Genomic DNA, 15754 nt, shown 5'->3' on the forward strand with positions numbered 1-15754 from the left:
GAATGACTGCAAGAAATTTATTATTTTGCAACTTAGTAGGTAGCAGGGTAATTTTATAAGTCAGTCAAGGACGTAGTAAACCATTATACCAATATGCAAGGGATTGATTATGATTAAGCAATATATGTCTGCAATGGGCGTAGAAGAAGCACACTATCAAAATGGCGACTTTGAAGTCACCACCCCAATTGATGGCTCAGTCATCGGTAAAGTCACGTTAGATACAGTGGCCGACGTCGATACTAAAATCCAAAATGCCAAACAAGCCTTTCAAGAATGGCGTGTCGTTCCTGCCCCTAAACGTGGTGAGCTGATTCGTCTGTTGGGTGAAGTCCTGCGTGAGCACAAAGAAGATTTAGGTATCTTAGTATCGCTAGAAGCCGGAAAAATCAAAGAAGAAGGTCTTGGCGAAGTACAAGAAATGATTGATATTTGTGACTTTGCCGTGGGCGTATCGCGTCAGCTTTATGGTCTAACCATCGCCTCAGAACGCCCAGGTCACCACATGCGTGAGACATGGCATCCACTTGGTGTCATCGGCGTCATCTCTGCCTTTAACTTCCCAGTCGCCGTTTGGTCTTGGAACACGGCATTGGCCATCGTTTGTGGCAACCCTGTCATCTGGAAACCTTCAGAAAAAACCCCACTTGTCGCCTTAGCTTGCCAAGCGTTATTTGAAAAGGCCTTGGCAAAATTTGGTGAAGCACCAGCACATTTATCGCAAATCATATTGGGTAAAACCGATATCGGTAATGCGCTGGTTGAAAACAAAGACATCGCTTTAGTCAGTGCCACCGGCAGTACGCGTATGGGCCGAGAAGTGGGGCCAAAAGTCGCTGAGCGTTTTGGTAAATGCTTGCTAGAGCTTGGCGGTAATAACGCCATGATTTTGGCACCCACTGCCGATTTAGATTTGGCGCTACGAGGCATTCTATTCTCAGCAGTAGGAACGGCAGGCCAGCGTTGCACCACCTTACGCCGTCTGTTCGTTCATGAGTCGGTCAAAGACGATATCTTACCGCGCGTTAAGTCTGCATACGAGACGGTGAGCATCGGCCATCCGCTTGAAGGCAATTTGGTCGGTCCACTAATCGATGAAGACAGCTTTAATAACATGCAAGCGGCGTTAGAAAAAGCCCGCAATACTGGCGGTAAAGTCACGGGCGGCGAACGTGTACTAATGGATAAATTCCCCGATGCTTATTATGTGACCCCGGCGATTGTTGAGCTTGATGAGCAAAATGACGTGGCACGTAGTGAGACGTTTGCACCGATTTTATATGTCATGCCTTATAAAGGATTTGACGATGCGCTAGCGATGCAAAACGATGTGCCACAAGGGCTGTCATCTTGTATCTTTACCAATGACTTACGTGAAGCTGAAACTTTCCTCAGTGACCGCGGTAGTGATTGCGGTATCGCCAACGTCAACATCGGCACCAGTGGCGCTGAGATTGGCGGCGCATTTGGCGGTGAAAAAGAAACCGGCGGTGGTCGTGAATCAGGTTCGGACGCATGGAAAGCTTATATGCGTCGTCAGACCAATACGGTCAACTACTCAACCGAGCTGCCACTGGCACAAGGCATCAACTTTGGCTAATAACAATGTGACGTGACGTGATGCTTGTTAAGTAGGCTCAGTGCCTATTTAACAAGCCAGTTATTAGCTATTTTGGTCGCCAATTATTAAGTACTTATTGTTTTAGTATGAAAGCCTGCGGAAGTGATGAATAACCATTCATGATTTCAAAGACAGGCTTTTTACTCCCTTTGCCGTAACCTTTTTCGCACTTTTTTCAGCATTATCAGCAGCCATGGATTGGTTGTTTACACTACTGTTATATCCATGACAGCAGTATCCACTACTAAGGAAGGTAGGTGTCTTATGATGGATGATAAACCTTATGACGAAGCTAAAGATGGCTATGGTCCGTCTTCTAGTTTTTTATTAGATATTGCACCTCTGGTGTTGACTGCCATTATTCTAATGGTTCAGTTTTTTGTATTCAAAGATTTTACCCCTCACATTCCCTTAGCTTGCGGTATTTTAATCACTGGCTTGTTTATGAAGCTGCGTGGCCGTGACTGGGATGGCATGGAACAACGCTTTTTAAAGGTTGTCAAAATTGGTCTGCCGGCCATGATTATCTTGATGGGCGTTGGTATGCTCATCGGTGCTTGGATTATCGCTGGTACGGTTCCCACGATTTTATACTACGGTTTTAGCGTTTTTTCTCCTTCATCATTCCTAGTCTCTGTCTGTCTAATTTGCGCCATTATTTCTGTTGCAACCGGTACCTCTTGGGGCACGGTTGGTACGGTCGGCCTTGCCATGATGGGTATTGGGCTAGGCTTGGGCATTCCGCCGTCACTAACAGGCGGCGCTATCGTCTCTGGTGCTTTTTTCGGCGACAAAATGTCCCCTTTATCTGACACCACCAACTTAACCCCAGCCGCTGCCGGTATTGACCTTTGGGAGCACATCCGCGGTATGTTGCCAACCACCGTACCTGCCATGGTGACTGCATTGATTATCTATGCATGGATTGGGATGGGCTACGGCGCAGAAAATGTCGATTTATCTTCAATCAGAGACATTCAAGCCTCACTAGCGGCCAACTATAACTTGAGCATAATTACCTTATTGCCTGCTGTGGTCGTTGTCATTGCGGCAGTAATGAAAATGCCTGCTATTCCAACGGTATTATCAGGTGTGGTGGTTGCAGGATTGGTCGCGTTCTTTATGCAAGGCGTGGGTGTGCACGACATTTTTACTGTCTTACAAAATGGCTTCGTCAGTGAAACAGGCTTTGCTGTCGTCGACCAACTGCTGTCTAAAGGCGGCATCATGTCGATGACATGGGTTGTGACCTTGACCATCTTTGCCTTAGCTTTCGTCGGCTCAATTGAGCATTACGGTACGCTCAAAGCCATCATGGCAAAAATCAATAAGATGGTGAAATCAAGATTTGGTTTGGTAATTACCACGTATGCCAGCACGCTTGGTGTCGGTACGCTCATCGGTGACGTCTATACCACACTGGTATTGCCAGGCCGTCTACTCAAAGACAAATATCAAGAAATGGGTTACAAGCGCACGACGCTTACCCGCTCTATTGAAGATACCGGCACTCTGTTATCTCCTTTGATTCCTTGGAACATGGGTGGTAGTTTCGTCGCGGCAACCTTAGGTATTGCAACGCTTACTTATGCGCCATTTGCTTTTGCCTGCTGGTTATCGCCGCTATTTGGCTTGCTATGGGTATTCTTAGATAAATTCATTCCCCGTGAAGAACCTATTCTTAATAACGACACAAGCACGCTCTCCACTGTAGACAACGTGTAATTTAGAAGGAATATAAGATGTTGCAAGAGCAATGTTTGTGGAATATGACCGCACCTATTATTGATACCTACAGCCAGATGAATAGCGATACTGAAGCGACTATTTGTATCATAGGCGGCGGTTATACAGGGTTATCGGCGGCGATTCATTTGGCAGAAAAAGGCGTCAAAGTTATCCTTTTAGAGAGCCATACCATTGGCAGTGGCGGCTCTGGTAAAAGCGTAGGGCTCGTCAATGCAGGTACTTGGGCGCGCCCTGATGATTTGAATATTGCGCTAGGTGAAGTAGCAGGTGAGCGCTTGACAGACGCCCTTGGGCAGGCGCCAAGCTTAGTATTCGACTTAATCAAACGTTATAATATCGACGCCCAAGCCACTCAAGCCGGTAATATCCACATGGCACATAACGCCAAAGGTGAAGTCGATGTCGATATTAGATACGAGCAGTTGAGCCGTCGCGGTGCGAATGTTGAAGTACTAACGGGCAGTAAATGCCATGAATATTGCGGGACGACAAGTATCAATAAAGCACTACTCGATCATCGGGCTGGTACTATAAATCCACTGGCTTATGTCAGAGGACTTGCAAAAGTAGCAACCAGTCTTGGTGTCACTATCTATGAGCATTCCGCTGTTGAAGCCTTAGAAAAGGTGGATGGCTATTGGTATGCAAGGACTTCTAAAGCGCGAGTGAAATCTGAGCGCGTCATTATTGCGACCAACGCTTATACCGAAGGCGAGTGGACAGAAATCAAAAAAACATTTTATTTGGTTTATTATTATCAGATTGCATCTGAGCCGCTCAGCGGAGAGGCGGCAGATCGTATCTTACCGTACAAAACAGGGGCATGGGATACTCGTTTGGCCTTGTCTAGCTTTCGCCGTGATGACGACGATCGCCTATTATTGGGAACGGTAGGTGGTACACAGCTTAAACCAAAATCCTTTTATCAATCATGGGCCAATGCGGTGCAAAAGAGCTATTATCCAGATTTGCCAGCATTTAAGTGGCAGTATGAGTGGACTGGTAGCTTTGGCTTTACGCAAGATCATATTTTTCGAGTCATGGAGCCCGACGAGGGCTTGCTGACCGCAACGGCTTATAATGGTCGCGGCATTACCACAGGCACGCTAATGGGTAAGTGCTTTGCAGATTATATAATGACCGGTAATAGAGACAGTATTCCCTTGCCATTTAAGACCTTAGAAGAGGCAAAAGTCTCTTTTGGCGGGATGAAATCTGGCTTTACTGAGTTGGGACTGACTTTATATCATGCAGGTCAATGTCTAAAAATAATTAGATAGCTTTGTTGAGTCATCATCTGATTTTTTCTACCGTTTTTAAATATAAAGGTATTCAGACTTTGACGGCGATAGAGAGACCGTAACAATCGTGTGATTACCAAAGCGTATTAATATCAGTATTTATTTTCTATTATCTGATATGCTATCATCTTTAAGTCATTATCGTGGGTTTAACAGTTTTGTCATTGCCAGCCATTATCGTTATAAATGGTGGCGTACAAACCTTGCAACTTCCAGCACGATATAAAACAATTCTGGTAAAGCGCATGAGCCTGTACTCCGACATCCTCATTTGTGCCTGATTTTATTTGCCTATTTGGGCGTATTTCAACCTTTTTCGTCGGAGTTACAGGAGTCTAAGGTGTTCAATATCATGAGCCACATTGCTAACCAATCCAAATATACCCGTCATTATCATCCACGCCATCTTCTTGCCCAGTATGCGATCAATCAGATAGCGACACTTGAGCTGCGTTCGCAAGATATTGTCAAAGCCATGGGCTATCCTATCAAGCATACCATCCCTGCTTGTGAGCGCCTACGTCATGTATTATCGAATAAATACCTTGGGCTTGATGGCAGCTATATGGATAAATATTTTACCGCTGAAGAATTTTTAGCCGTGCTATTTTCTGTGCTGGATATCCCTCATACTCCGTTTGCAGAAGACATTGCCCAGATCAAAGATGCTGCTGTGCACGCTCAGCATGATAATAAAAATTCATCCTATGGCAGTGTAAGCAATGCCTATCAACAGATGAGTGAACAAGATTATGAAATGGTTGATAGATTAGAAAAATATAAGCTAAAAAAATCTAAGGAATGTTAATTTTTAAGCATTAGTTTTTAAGCATTAAGTAAAGCCTCACTGCAAAGTGAGGCTTTTTTCGTTGTGATCTTTTATGGTGAAATTGAAAAATTGGCTGGTATGAATACTTCATAATATCGTACAAGTTATTGTATATCGAACTGACTATATATCAGGCTTTGATATGGCTCGCCATAAAATCACGAATAACGCATCAAACTCTGCATTAATGGGTGTATCGGTCTGGCGGATGATATGCATCAAGCCAAGACGACTGATAAAACCCATAAACACATCAAAAAGTATATAAAGGGGCACGGTGTCATTTAGTACTCCGCGGTTTTGACCATCTTCTAATACATTCAAAAATGCGCCAATCAGCTCCTTATTTTCATAAATTGCAATATTACGTATACGCGATGCCGATACCGAAGACAGCACCATCACGGCATCAGGATGCGAATCTACAAAGTCAAAACAGACCCATAATGTCTTGCGCAGCCGATCTTGCACGCTATCAATGCCTTGCAAATGATCCATGATGCGCGCCGCCAACCTGCCTAATACAATATCCATGATGGTATAAAACAGTGTTTGCTTATCACCAAAATATTTATACAGCGTCTGTAGTGAGACATTGGCAGACTTTGCAATCTGCGCCATGGTCACCTCATTAGAGTCAAAACCTGCAAACACTTTACGAACGGCTTTTTCAATTTTTTCTAAAGTAGCAGGGCGCATATCGGATAAGGGTGCCAAGGCGCGGGTTTCAATCGTGCTAGGTATCTGGCTCGTGGTTTTCATCGTTGGTTTCGTAGCTCCTTTACGGTAGGTATTTTTAGATAGCTCATGCTTGAAGTAGTACATCATTTAAGGATTAATAAGATAAAAGTAAGTTGGGTAATTTTAATTACTATTATTATTTAATTGGTTGCGCATTGTCTTTTACTGTCCTAGTATAAGTTTTGTATGATATTAAATATAAAGAATACTAAGATTGTATATAACGGTAATTAAAATTACCATAAATAATATGTTTACACTCAATAGTATTTTATATTAGGGCGTGTCCTCGTTTGAATTGAGGACACGCCCTAGCCATTATCAACTTCCCCTTGTCAAGGATAGACAATATGAGTATTGAAAAATTCACCCCGAACTGGATGACCGAAGAGCACCAGATGGTGCATGATAGTGCGCTTAAAATGTTTCAATCGTGGGAGCCAAAAGATGAGCAGTGGCGCAAAAACGGCATGATTGACCGCGCCGCGTGGGAGGAGGCAGGCGCGATGGGCTTTTTATGTGCATCGATTCCAGAGGAATATGGCGGCGGCAGCGGTGACTTTGGTCATGAAGCAGCGCTTCTTTATGCGCAAGCGGAGGCCAATCAATCCGGATTCGGCGGCATGGTACATTCAGGTATTGTCGCGCCTTATATCTTGAGTCATGGTACGGAAGCGCAGAAAAAAGAATGGCTACCTAAGATGGCGACCGGTGAGTATGTGGCTGCGATTGCCATGACCGAACCAGGCACTGGCTCAGATTTGCAGAACATTAAAACCTATGCCGTAAAAGACGGCGATGATTATATTATTAATGGCTCAAAAACCTTTATTACTAATGGTCAGCATGCCAACCTGATTTTGCTCGCCTGCAAAACCGATCGTGAAAAAGGTGCGCAAGGTGTTTCGCTTATCATGGTAGAAACGGACAAGGTAGAAGGGTTCGAGCGTGGTCGTAATCTCGATAAGATTGGTCTGACCTCACAAGATACGTCAGAGCTGTTTTTCAGCAATGTACGTGTGCCGCAAACAAATCTATTGGGCACTGTCGAAGGCATGGGTTTTATTCAAATGATGCAAGAGCTGCCACGCGAGCGTCTAATTATTGCCTTAACAGGCGTCGGTGCGATGAAATTGGCGATTAATTTGACTCTAGAGTATGTCAAAGGTCGGGAAGCCTTTGGTAAGCCTATTTGGAAGTTTCAAAATACGCGCTTTAAAATGGCAGAATGCTACGCTGATTATCTCGCTGCCAGCACGATGTGTGATGCCGCTGTCGATGCCATGTTAGAAGGCAAATTGACGGTACCGCAGGCGTCTTTGATTAAATATTGGGTGACGCAAAAGCAGTGTGATGTGATAGACGAATGCGTCCAGCTGTTTGGCGGTTATGGCTACATGACAGAATACCCGATTGCTCGCCTATATGCTGATGCGCGAGTACAAAAAATCTATGGCGGCACCAATGAAATCATGAAAGAGCTGGCGTCACGCTTTATGTAAGTGGCTGATTTGCTTTTTGGTTCTACTTCTGATTCTAAGAAATAGATTATATTGCCATCATCCATCATGGTTATTTATTCAAAAAATAAAAAGGGATTTTTATGACTGAGACTGCTTACATTTATGATGCTATCCGTACCCCACGTGGTAAAGGCAAAAAGGATGGCTCCTTGTATCAGGCGTCACCAATTTGGCTTGCCCGTACCTTGTTAAAGGAAATGCAACAGCGCCACCATTTGGATACCAGTTTGGTCGATGATGTGGTGCTCGGTTGCGTGACGCCCGTTGGTGAGCAGGGTTCTGATATCGCCCGTATAGCCGTTATTGATGCTGGCTGGGCGCAAAGTGTCGCGGGTGTCACTTTATCTCGGTTTTGTGCCTCAGGTCTGGAGTCTATCAATTTAGCTGCCGCCAAAATCATGTCAGGTATGGAGGACATGGTAGTCGCAGGTGGCGTAGAGTCGATGAGCCGCGTACCGATGGGCTCTGACGGCGGTGCATGGTATATGGATCCACGGGTTAATGAAGCGACGCATTTTGTCCCGCAAGGCGTTGGCGCGGATACCATAGCGATGCTAAAAGGCTTTAGTCGCACCGATGTGGACGAGTTTGCTACCGAGTCACATCGCCGCGCCGCGCATGCTTGGGAGCAGGGCTATTATGACAAATCGGTCGTTCCCGTCACCGATATCAATGGCATGACATTATTGGATAAAGATGAAACCATTCGTCCTAACACCAATGTCGAAACCTTAGCTGGTCTCAATCCTTCTTTTATTATGCCCGGCAAGATGGGCTTTGATAGCGTTATCTTGGACAGATATACCACCATTGAAAAAGTGAATCACGTACATCATGCGGGCAATTCATCAGGCATCGTCGATGGTGCCGCAATTTGCTTAGTGGGTAGTGCTGCTGCTGGTCAAAAATCAGGTCTAAAACCACGCGCCAAAATCACCATGGCCTCAGTCATTGGCTCAGAACCTGCCATTATGCTGACAGGGCCAACGCCTGCCTGCCAAAAAGCGCTCAAAAAAGCAGGTATGCAAGCTTCAGATATAGACTTATGGGAAATCAATGAAGCCTTTGCTGCCGTTCCGCTGAATACTGCCGATGACTTCGGCATCTCGCTTGATATCGTCAACGTCAATGGCGGCGCTATCGCTATGGGTCATCCACTTGGCGCAACGGGCGCGATGCTCATGACGACTGTGCTTGATGAGTTAGAACGTCGCGATCTAAAAACTGCGATGATTACGCTGTGTGTGGGCGGCGGTATGGGTATTGCCACTATCATTGAGCGCGTATAGTGCTGATAGCGCTAATAGATTTTAGTGATTGTCATTAGTTTCTAGTGACTGATATCGACATAGAATAATATAAAAAGGATTTGAAATGAGCACAAACAGCGTAGACGCCATCAATGCATTGAACCACTTTTCTGCCGAACCTGATAAGGGCATTATCACCGTTACGATTGACCAAAGCAGTCGCAAAATGAATGTCATCGGCGACGGTTTCACCGATAATTTTGCAGTGATGACTGACAGCTTTATTAACGATGCGTCTGCCAAAGGTTTGATTTTAACCTCTGGCAAAGAGACCTTTGTCGTCGGTGCCGATATTGACCAATTGGCTGATATTGAAACTGCTGAACAAGCCTTTGAGCTGGTCGAAGAGCTGAAAGCTAGCTTACGCAAGCTAGAAACCTCAGGTAAACCTGTCGTCGCTGCTATGACTGGAACGGCACTTGGCGGTGGTTTGGAGTTGGCATTGGCCTGTCATTATCGTATCGCGATTGATTCGCCTAAGACTAAATTGGGTTTACCTGAAGTCAAATTGGGCTTGCTGCCGGGCGGCGGAGGTACTCAGCGTTTACCGCGATTGGTTGGTATTCAATCAGCTTTAGAGCTGATGACCCAAGGTAAAGAGCTGCGTCCAACTGCTGCTAAAGACATGGGTCTAATTAATGCCGTTGCCACTGACAAAGCAGATATGCTCAAGCAGGCAAAAGACTGGATCAAAGCTAATCCCGATGCCCAGCAGCCATGGGATAAAAAAGGTTTTAAAATTCCCGGCGGTGATAGTAAATATCCTAGTATTGTGCCGATATTTTCTATCGCGCCTGCCATGGCCAACCAAAAGTCACACGGCAATTATCTAGCCATTACTCACATCATGTCTTGCGTGTTCGAGGGCTGCTTAGTGGATATCGATACGGGACTTGAGCTTGAGTCGCGTTACTTCGCCGCTTGTGTGCTGTCTGCTGAATCTAGAAATATGATTAATACGCTATGGACTCAGCTGAATAGTATTAAAAAAGGTCAATCTCGTCCAAATGGTTTTGAGCGCTATAAAACCAAAAAGGTTGGTATTTTAGGTGCAGGCATGATGGGCGCGGGCATTGCTTATGTCACTGCAAAGGCGGGGATCGACGTTGTACTCCTTGACACTGACATAGCAGGCGCTGAAAAAGGCAAAGCATATTCTGCCACCATTTTGGATAAAGCCATTAGCCGTAAACGCTCCACGGAAGAGAAAAAGCAAGCGTTACTTAATCGCATCAAGCCAACAGTGTCTTATGATGATTTGGCAGACTGTGATCTGATTATCGAAGCGGTGTTTGAAAATCGTGAGATTAAAGCCAAGTGTACTGAGCAGTCTGAGGCGGTGATTTCTAACACTGCTGTCTATGCATCTAATACGTCGACACTGCCCATTACTGGATTGGCTAAAGCCAGCACCCGCCCCAATCAATTTATCGGGCTACACTTCTTTTCGCCAGTCGATAAGATGCCGTTGGTTGAGATTATCATGGGCGAGCAAACGGATGATGCCACTTTAGCAAAAGCCTTTGATTATGTGCTACAAATCGGTAAAACACCTATCGTCGTTAATGACAGTCGCGGTTTTTATACCTCACGAGTATTTGGCACTTATGTGTCAGAAGGGGTGGCGATGTTAGGCGAGGGCGTCCATCCGCGCAGCATCGAAGTTGCTGGTATGAAAACTGGCATGCCCATGCCGCCACTGGCATTGCAAGATGAGGTGTCATTAAGTTTGGCATTGCATGTGAGCGAACAGCAGCAGCTAGATATGGAGGCTGAAGGTAAAACCATTGCTGTGCGTCCTTCGTACGAGATACTCAAAACGCTGGTCAAAGAACACAATCGCGAGGGCAAAAAGAATGGCAAAGGCTTTTATGAGTATACCGATAAGGGCGACAAATACTTGTGGCCTGAGCTGATGAATTTATACCCAGCAAAAGCAGAGCAGCCATCACAGCAAGATTTAATCGATCGTTTGATGTTTATCCAAGCCAACGAATCTGCTAAATGCTATCAAGAAAACGTCGTGCGCTCTGTCGCTGATACCAATATCGGCTCTATTTTTGGCTGGGGCTTTGCGCCACATCAAGGTGGTACGCTACAGTTCATCAATGCCATGGGGTTAGAGGCGTTCATCACCCGTAGCCGTGAACTCGTGGCTCAATACGGTGAGCGTTTTGAGCCAGCGCAAATTCTGCTAGATATGGCAGATAAAGGTGAGGTGTTTTCTGATGACTGAGCTGATGGTTAATTCTACGATTCATTCTATGCTTGATTCTGTGACTAATACGAGCACTGGTTCAATGATAGATTTAATGGCAGATTGCTTACAAGGGCTGCGCGTCGTTGATTTGACTCGTAATTTACCGGGACCCTTTGCCACACGTTTGCTTGCAGATTTGGGCGCAGAAATCATTAAGATTGAACCTAAAAATGGTGATCCTGCCAGAGCCTTTGGCGAATTGTTTAAAGCACTAAATCATGGCAAAACCATTGAAAGTCATGACTTTCGTGATACTCAAGGTATTGCTGCTATCAAAGCGCACCTCAAAGATGCTGATGTTATGTTGGATAGCTTTCGCCCTGGCGTCCTAAAAGGCATGGGACTAGATGCTACAACGCTGCATGCGATTAATCCAAAATTGGTCATGGTATCGATTACTGGTTACGGTTTGGCATCTAGCGATTCGAAAATTGATATTAATCATGACTGGGCTGATAAAGCCGGTCATGATATTAACTTTATGGCGATGAGCGGTGTTTTAGACCAATTAAAGACGGCGGATGGCGAGCAGGCAATGCCTAACGTTCAATTTGCAGATTTGGCAGGCGGCAGTGATACCGCTGTGATTGCACTGCTTGCTGCTGTATTCGCCGCCCAGCGGACGGGAAAAGGTCGTCATGTTGCCGTTAGTATGACGCACAGCTTGTACCAGCATATGGTCATGCCAAAGGCAACGGGAACACTGGTGAAAAGTTTCTCAGGACAACAACCAGCACCGCATCATGATTTTTTGGGTGGATTATTGCCTTGCTATCGCCTATACAAAACCTCAGACGAGCGCTATATGGCCGTTGGTTCGTTAGAGCTAAAATTCTGGCAGGGATTGTGTGAAGTATTGGATTTGTCTGCGCTCAAAAATAGCCATTGGCAACTTGGTATTATGCCTAATACCTCTGAAAGCCAAGCGGCGGCTAAGGCGATAAGCGATAAATTTGCTAGTCAAACGCTTGAGCATTGGCAGCAAGTTTTTGCGCTCGTTGATGTCTGTGTGACTCCTGTGCTTAGCCTCAGTGAAGCAAAAGCACATCCCTTATTTGCCCATCAAGATGAGTATGATGCAACATCAGGATGGCAGCAGGTTCAGTAGTTAGGTTTTTTATGAAAAATGCTTCAAAGCCATTGAGTTTTTCATAAGTTGATTACCAAGGAAGGTAAGTTATGGATCAGTTTTGGACGCAGCATTATCCTAAAGGGATAAATGCACAGATAGTGCCGCCACATAATACATTGATTGACATGTTTGATGACAAATTAACGGAATATGCCAGCCATGAATTTATCACCAACATGGGTGTTACTTATTCTTATGGGCAAGTGGATAGCATGTCATTGGCTATTGCGGCTTGGATTCAAAGTCTGGGTCTAGCAAAGGGTTCGGTCATAGGCATCATGATGCCCAATGTCAACCAGTACCTGCCTATTGTCATAGGGATAATTCGCGCTGGTATGGTCACAACGCTCATCAATCCACTGTATAGTCCTCGTGAATTGAGACATCAATTGGCTGACTCAGATACTGCTGTATTATTTATATTAGAACCATTTTGCAAAACGTTAGAGAAAATCATCAAAGACACGCCTGTCAAAACCGTGGTCACCAGCAAGATTGGCGATATGTTAGGAGTAGTGAAAGGTGCGCTTGTTAATATCGCTGCCAAATATGTCAAAAAAGCCATTCCCCGTTATGAGCTGAAATCCAATTCTCATTATACCGTGACTCGCTATAAAGCCGTTTTAAAACGCGCCAAAAAATTAAGCTATTCTCGTCCTAGCATTCAAGCGGACGACTTATTAATGCTGCAATATACTGGCGGCACGACAGGCGTTGCCAAAGGTATTTTGATTACCAATCAAAATGTTGTGACCGCCACTTATCAGTTTGTTGAATGGTTCAAGCCAGTCTATGACGCCATGTCTGATAGCACTCAAATAAATACCATTGTCGCTTTACCGCTGTATCATATTTATGCGTTTATCTGCTCAATAGTTGGGTTGAGTGTGGGTCAGCATCTCACACTGGTTACCAATCCACGTGATATTGAAGGGTTTATCAAGATATTGCGCAAGCGTCCTTTTCATCTATTGCCTGGTGTCAATACTTTGTTCCAAGCCCTGCTGATGAATCCCAAATTTAAGGAGCTAGATTTTTCTGCATGCAAATTAACTGTAGTTGGTGGTATGGCAGCGACCCCTGAAACCGCTAAGCGCTGGCGTGAAGTCACAGGTCTGCCTATCCTCGAAGGCTGGGGTATGTCTGAGACGCTAGGCGTGGGTACCGCCAATCCATTTAATGGCACTGAATATAGTGGCAATGTAGGGTTACCACTGCCTAGTGTCGATATCAATATCCGTGATGACGATGAAAATATTCTCGCCATAAATGAAGTTGGTGAGATGTGTATCAAAGGTGACAACGTCATTACTCATTATCATAATATTGACAATACGACGTTTTTTACCGCTGATGGTTACTTAAAGACAGGTGATATTGCATCTATGAACGAGCAGGGTGCTATTAAGATATATGACCGTAAAAAAGACATGATTATCGTCAGTGGTTTCAACGTTTATCCTAACGAAGTAGAAAACATCATTGAGGAGCACCCTAAGGTTGCCGAATGTTCAGTGGTGGGTATCGATGATAAGTTGCAGGGTCAGTCGGTCAAAGCCTACGTTGTAAAAGCTGATGACAGCTTAAATGAATATGATATTAGAGCGCTGTGCCAAGCAAATATGGCCGCCTATAAATGCCCGCGTCATATCGAATTCATAGACGAGTTACCCAAATCAACTGTCGGAAAAATACTGCGTCACAAGCTGAGAAAATTGGCTCATGAAGCCTAACGACTACTCAAGAAAAACATTGCATGACCATCTCATGACCATTTTACTACTAAAGCATGACAATCTCAGTCGCAATAATTAATCACCAATAATCAGGATTCATACCGACATTCAATGAGAGTAAAAGCTCTTGATACAATTTACCGCCTCCAGTCAATGACGCTCACGGTTAGTTTGTTCCGTCTGAAAATGTAAATGATCGATTCGCCAGCTATTTCTGTAAGGCCTCATTTAATGGTATTAAATGAGGCCTTATATTTTGGCAAATGCTTATGGGGTTGTTTTCGATACTTTATCTAGGGCGTGTCCTCATTTTAAAAATGGTGATAAACATGAGATAAATTGCCATCAAACAAGGAATATAGCGCTGTTAATATCGAGATATTGATAAGCTGTTTGACGATGTTTAACAAAATTTAGCCATTTTTAGCCCATTTAGAGAGTAATTGATTGAATTGAGGACACGCCCTAACGTTGTTTGATGTCATCGTATTGTCATGGCTCTTTAACCAAAATGTCACAACTACTGGCTACACTGCTGACCTAGGCAATACAAATAATAAATGATCAGGTTGGTTGATATGTTAGAGCTTAGAGGTGTGACGAAAAAGTATGAGAATAAAGTTATCTTTGAAGATATTTCCCTCAAAATTAATAAGGGCGAAATTGTCTCAATCTTAGGGCCTTCTGGCTGTGGTAAAACGACTTTATTGCATATTATCTTAGGTTTGACAGGCATCAATGGCGGTCGTCTTGCTTATAACGGCGAAGACATTACACGAGTGCCGATGAAAAAAAGAGGCTTTAATATTGTCTTTCAAGACTATGCACTGTTCCCCAATCTAAATGTCAAACAAAACATTGAATACGGTTTACGCAATAATCCTCATATTAGCACGCAAGCAGAAGTCGATGAACTGGTCGACTTACTCGATATCGAAGCCCACCTAAATAAACGTATCAGCCAATTGTCTGGTGGTCAAAAGCAACGCGTGGCACTCGCACGCACTTTGGTGATGAAGCCTAAAATCCTGTTATTAGATGAGCCTTTATCTGCGCTAGATGGTGTCATCAAAGAAACCATCAAAGCGCGTATTCGCGAGATTTCCGTTCGCTATCAGTTGACGACTTTAATAGTCACTCATGATCCAGAAGAAGCCATGACGTTATCTGATCGTATTTTACTGCTCTCAGACGGCAAAGTGGCACAGTTCGCGACACCAACGGAAATCATTCGCAACCCAGCCAATGATTTTGTCAAAAACTTCATTCTCAATCAGCTCAATATTAAGCGTCGCAATATCTTAAGTTTATTCGCGGATGATGGCGCAAACATCGACCCTTTAAGCAAATATACTCAGCGCCAACATTACGGTCAGGATGACAGTGTGGTGACTCATCGTTATGACGATATCCATGGTATTGACACTATCGACAATACCGACGATCTTAACGTTATTAAAGACAGTCATCAGCAAAAACGAAAAGATGCCACCATCAACTAATATTGATTAAAAATAAAAATGTTGTGAATGAACGTATTTGACCATTTGAT

11 protein-coding genes are annotated in these 15754 nt (G+C 44.3%); 10 read left to right on the plus strand and 1 reads right to left on the minus strand.

The features are described 5' to 3' along the window. Nucleotides 1-109: 109 nt before the first annotated feature. The 4 genes from ACP69U_RS08185 to ACP69U_RS08200 all read left to right on the plus strand — a co-directional run bounded on the left by ACP69U_RS08185 (nt 110) and on the right by ACP69U_RS08200 (nt 5479). Nucleotides 110-1600, plus strand: a complete 1491-nt coding sequence (locus ACP69U_RS08185) for an aldehyde dehydrogenase family protein (RefSeq protein ID WP_426138263.1) — start codon at nt 110-112, stop codon at nt 1598-1600. Nucleotides 1601-1885: 285 nt separating this feature from the next. Next, the gene (gene nhaC / locus ACP69U_RS08190; protein WP_298908983.1) at nt 1886-3346 is read left to right on the plus strand and encodes a Na+/H+ antiporter NhaC; all 1461 of its coding nucleotides are present in this window, start codon (nt 1886-1888) and stop codon (nt 3344-3346) included. Between the two features lie 17 nt (nt 3347-3363). Then, on the plus strand, nt 3364-4650 hold the full coding sequence (locus ACP69U_RS08195) for an L-pipecolate oxidase (protein WP_314885973.1): 1287 nt from the start codon (nt 3364-3366) through the stop codon (nt 4648-4650). Nucleotides 4651-5023: 373 nt separating this feature from the next. Further along, a complete protein-coding gene (locus tag ACP69U_RS08200) occupies nt 5024-5479 on the plus strand; it encodes a hypothetical protein (RefSeq protein WP_201540306.1) in 456 nt (151 codons plus the stop codon). A gap of 144 nt (nt 5480-5623) precedes the next feature. On the opposite strand, the gene ACP69U_RS08205 is transcribed toward ACP69U_RS08200, so the two are convergent. Then, complete coding sequence (locus ACP69U_RS08205; RefSeq protein WP_045445568.1) at nt 5624-6262, minus strand: TetR/AcrR family transcriptional regulator; 639 nt, start codon at nt 6260-6262, stop codon at nt 5624-5626. A gap of 329 nt (nt 6263-6591) precedes the next feature. On the opposite strand from ACP69U_RS08205, the gene ACP69U_RS08210 reads away from it, so the two are divergent. The 6 genes from ACP69U_RS08210 (at nt 6592) to ACP69U_RS08235 (ending at nt 15704) form a co-directional block, all read left to right on the plus strand. Beyond that, entirely contained in the window at nt 6592-7743 is a 1152-nt protein-coding gene (locus ACP69U_RS08210) for an acyl-CoA dehydrogenase family protein (protein WP_314885968.1), read from the plus strand. 101 nt (nt 7744-7844) lie between these two features. Then, entirely contained in the window at nt 7845-9053 is a 1209-nt protein-coding gene (locus ACP69U_RS08215; protein ID WP_314885966.1) for an acetyl-CoA C-acetyltransferase, read from the plus strand. 85 nt (nt 9054-9138) lie between these two features. Further along, entirely contained in the window at nt 9139-11310 is a 2172-nt protein-coding gene (locus ACP69U_RS08220) for a 3-hydroxyacyl-CoA dehydrogenase NAD-binding domain-containing protein (RefSeq protein ID WP_314885964.1), read from the plus strand. A 64-nt stretch (nt 11311-11374) separates the two neighbouring features. Continuing rightward, nucleotides 11375-12442: a CaiB/BaiF CoA-transferase family protein gene (locus ACP69U_RS08225; RefSeq protein WP_314885985.1), complete on the plus strand. Its 1068-nt coding sequence runs from the start codon at nt 11375-11377 to the stop codon at nt 12440-12442. 71 nt (nt 12443-12513) lie between these two features. After that, nucleotides 12514-14199, plus strand: a complete 1686-nt coding sequence (locus ACP69U_RS08230; RefSeq protein WP_314885962.1) for an AMP-binding protein — start codon at nt 12514-12516, stop codon at nt 14197-14199. A gap of 581 nt (nt 14200-14780) precedes the next feature. Further along, nucleotides 14781-15704: an ABC transporter ATP-binding protein gene (locus ACP69U_RS08235; protein WP_426138264.1), complete on the plus strand. Its 924-nt coding sequence runs from the start codon at nt 14781-14783 to the stop codon at nt 15702-15704. Nucleotides 15705-15754 lie beyond the last annotated feature (50 nt).

The sequence above is a fragment of the Psychrobacter sp. TWR1-1-1 genome (assembly GCF_049895865.1).
Taxonomy (GTDB): domain Bacteria; phylum Pseudomonadota; class Gammaproteobacteria; order Pseudomonadales; family Moraxellaceae; genus Psychrobacter; species Psychrobacter immobilis_A.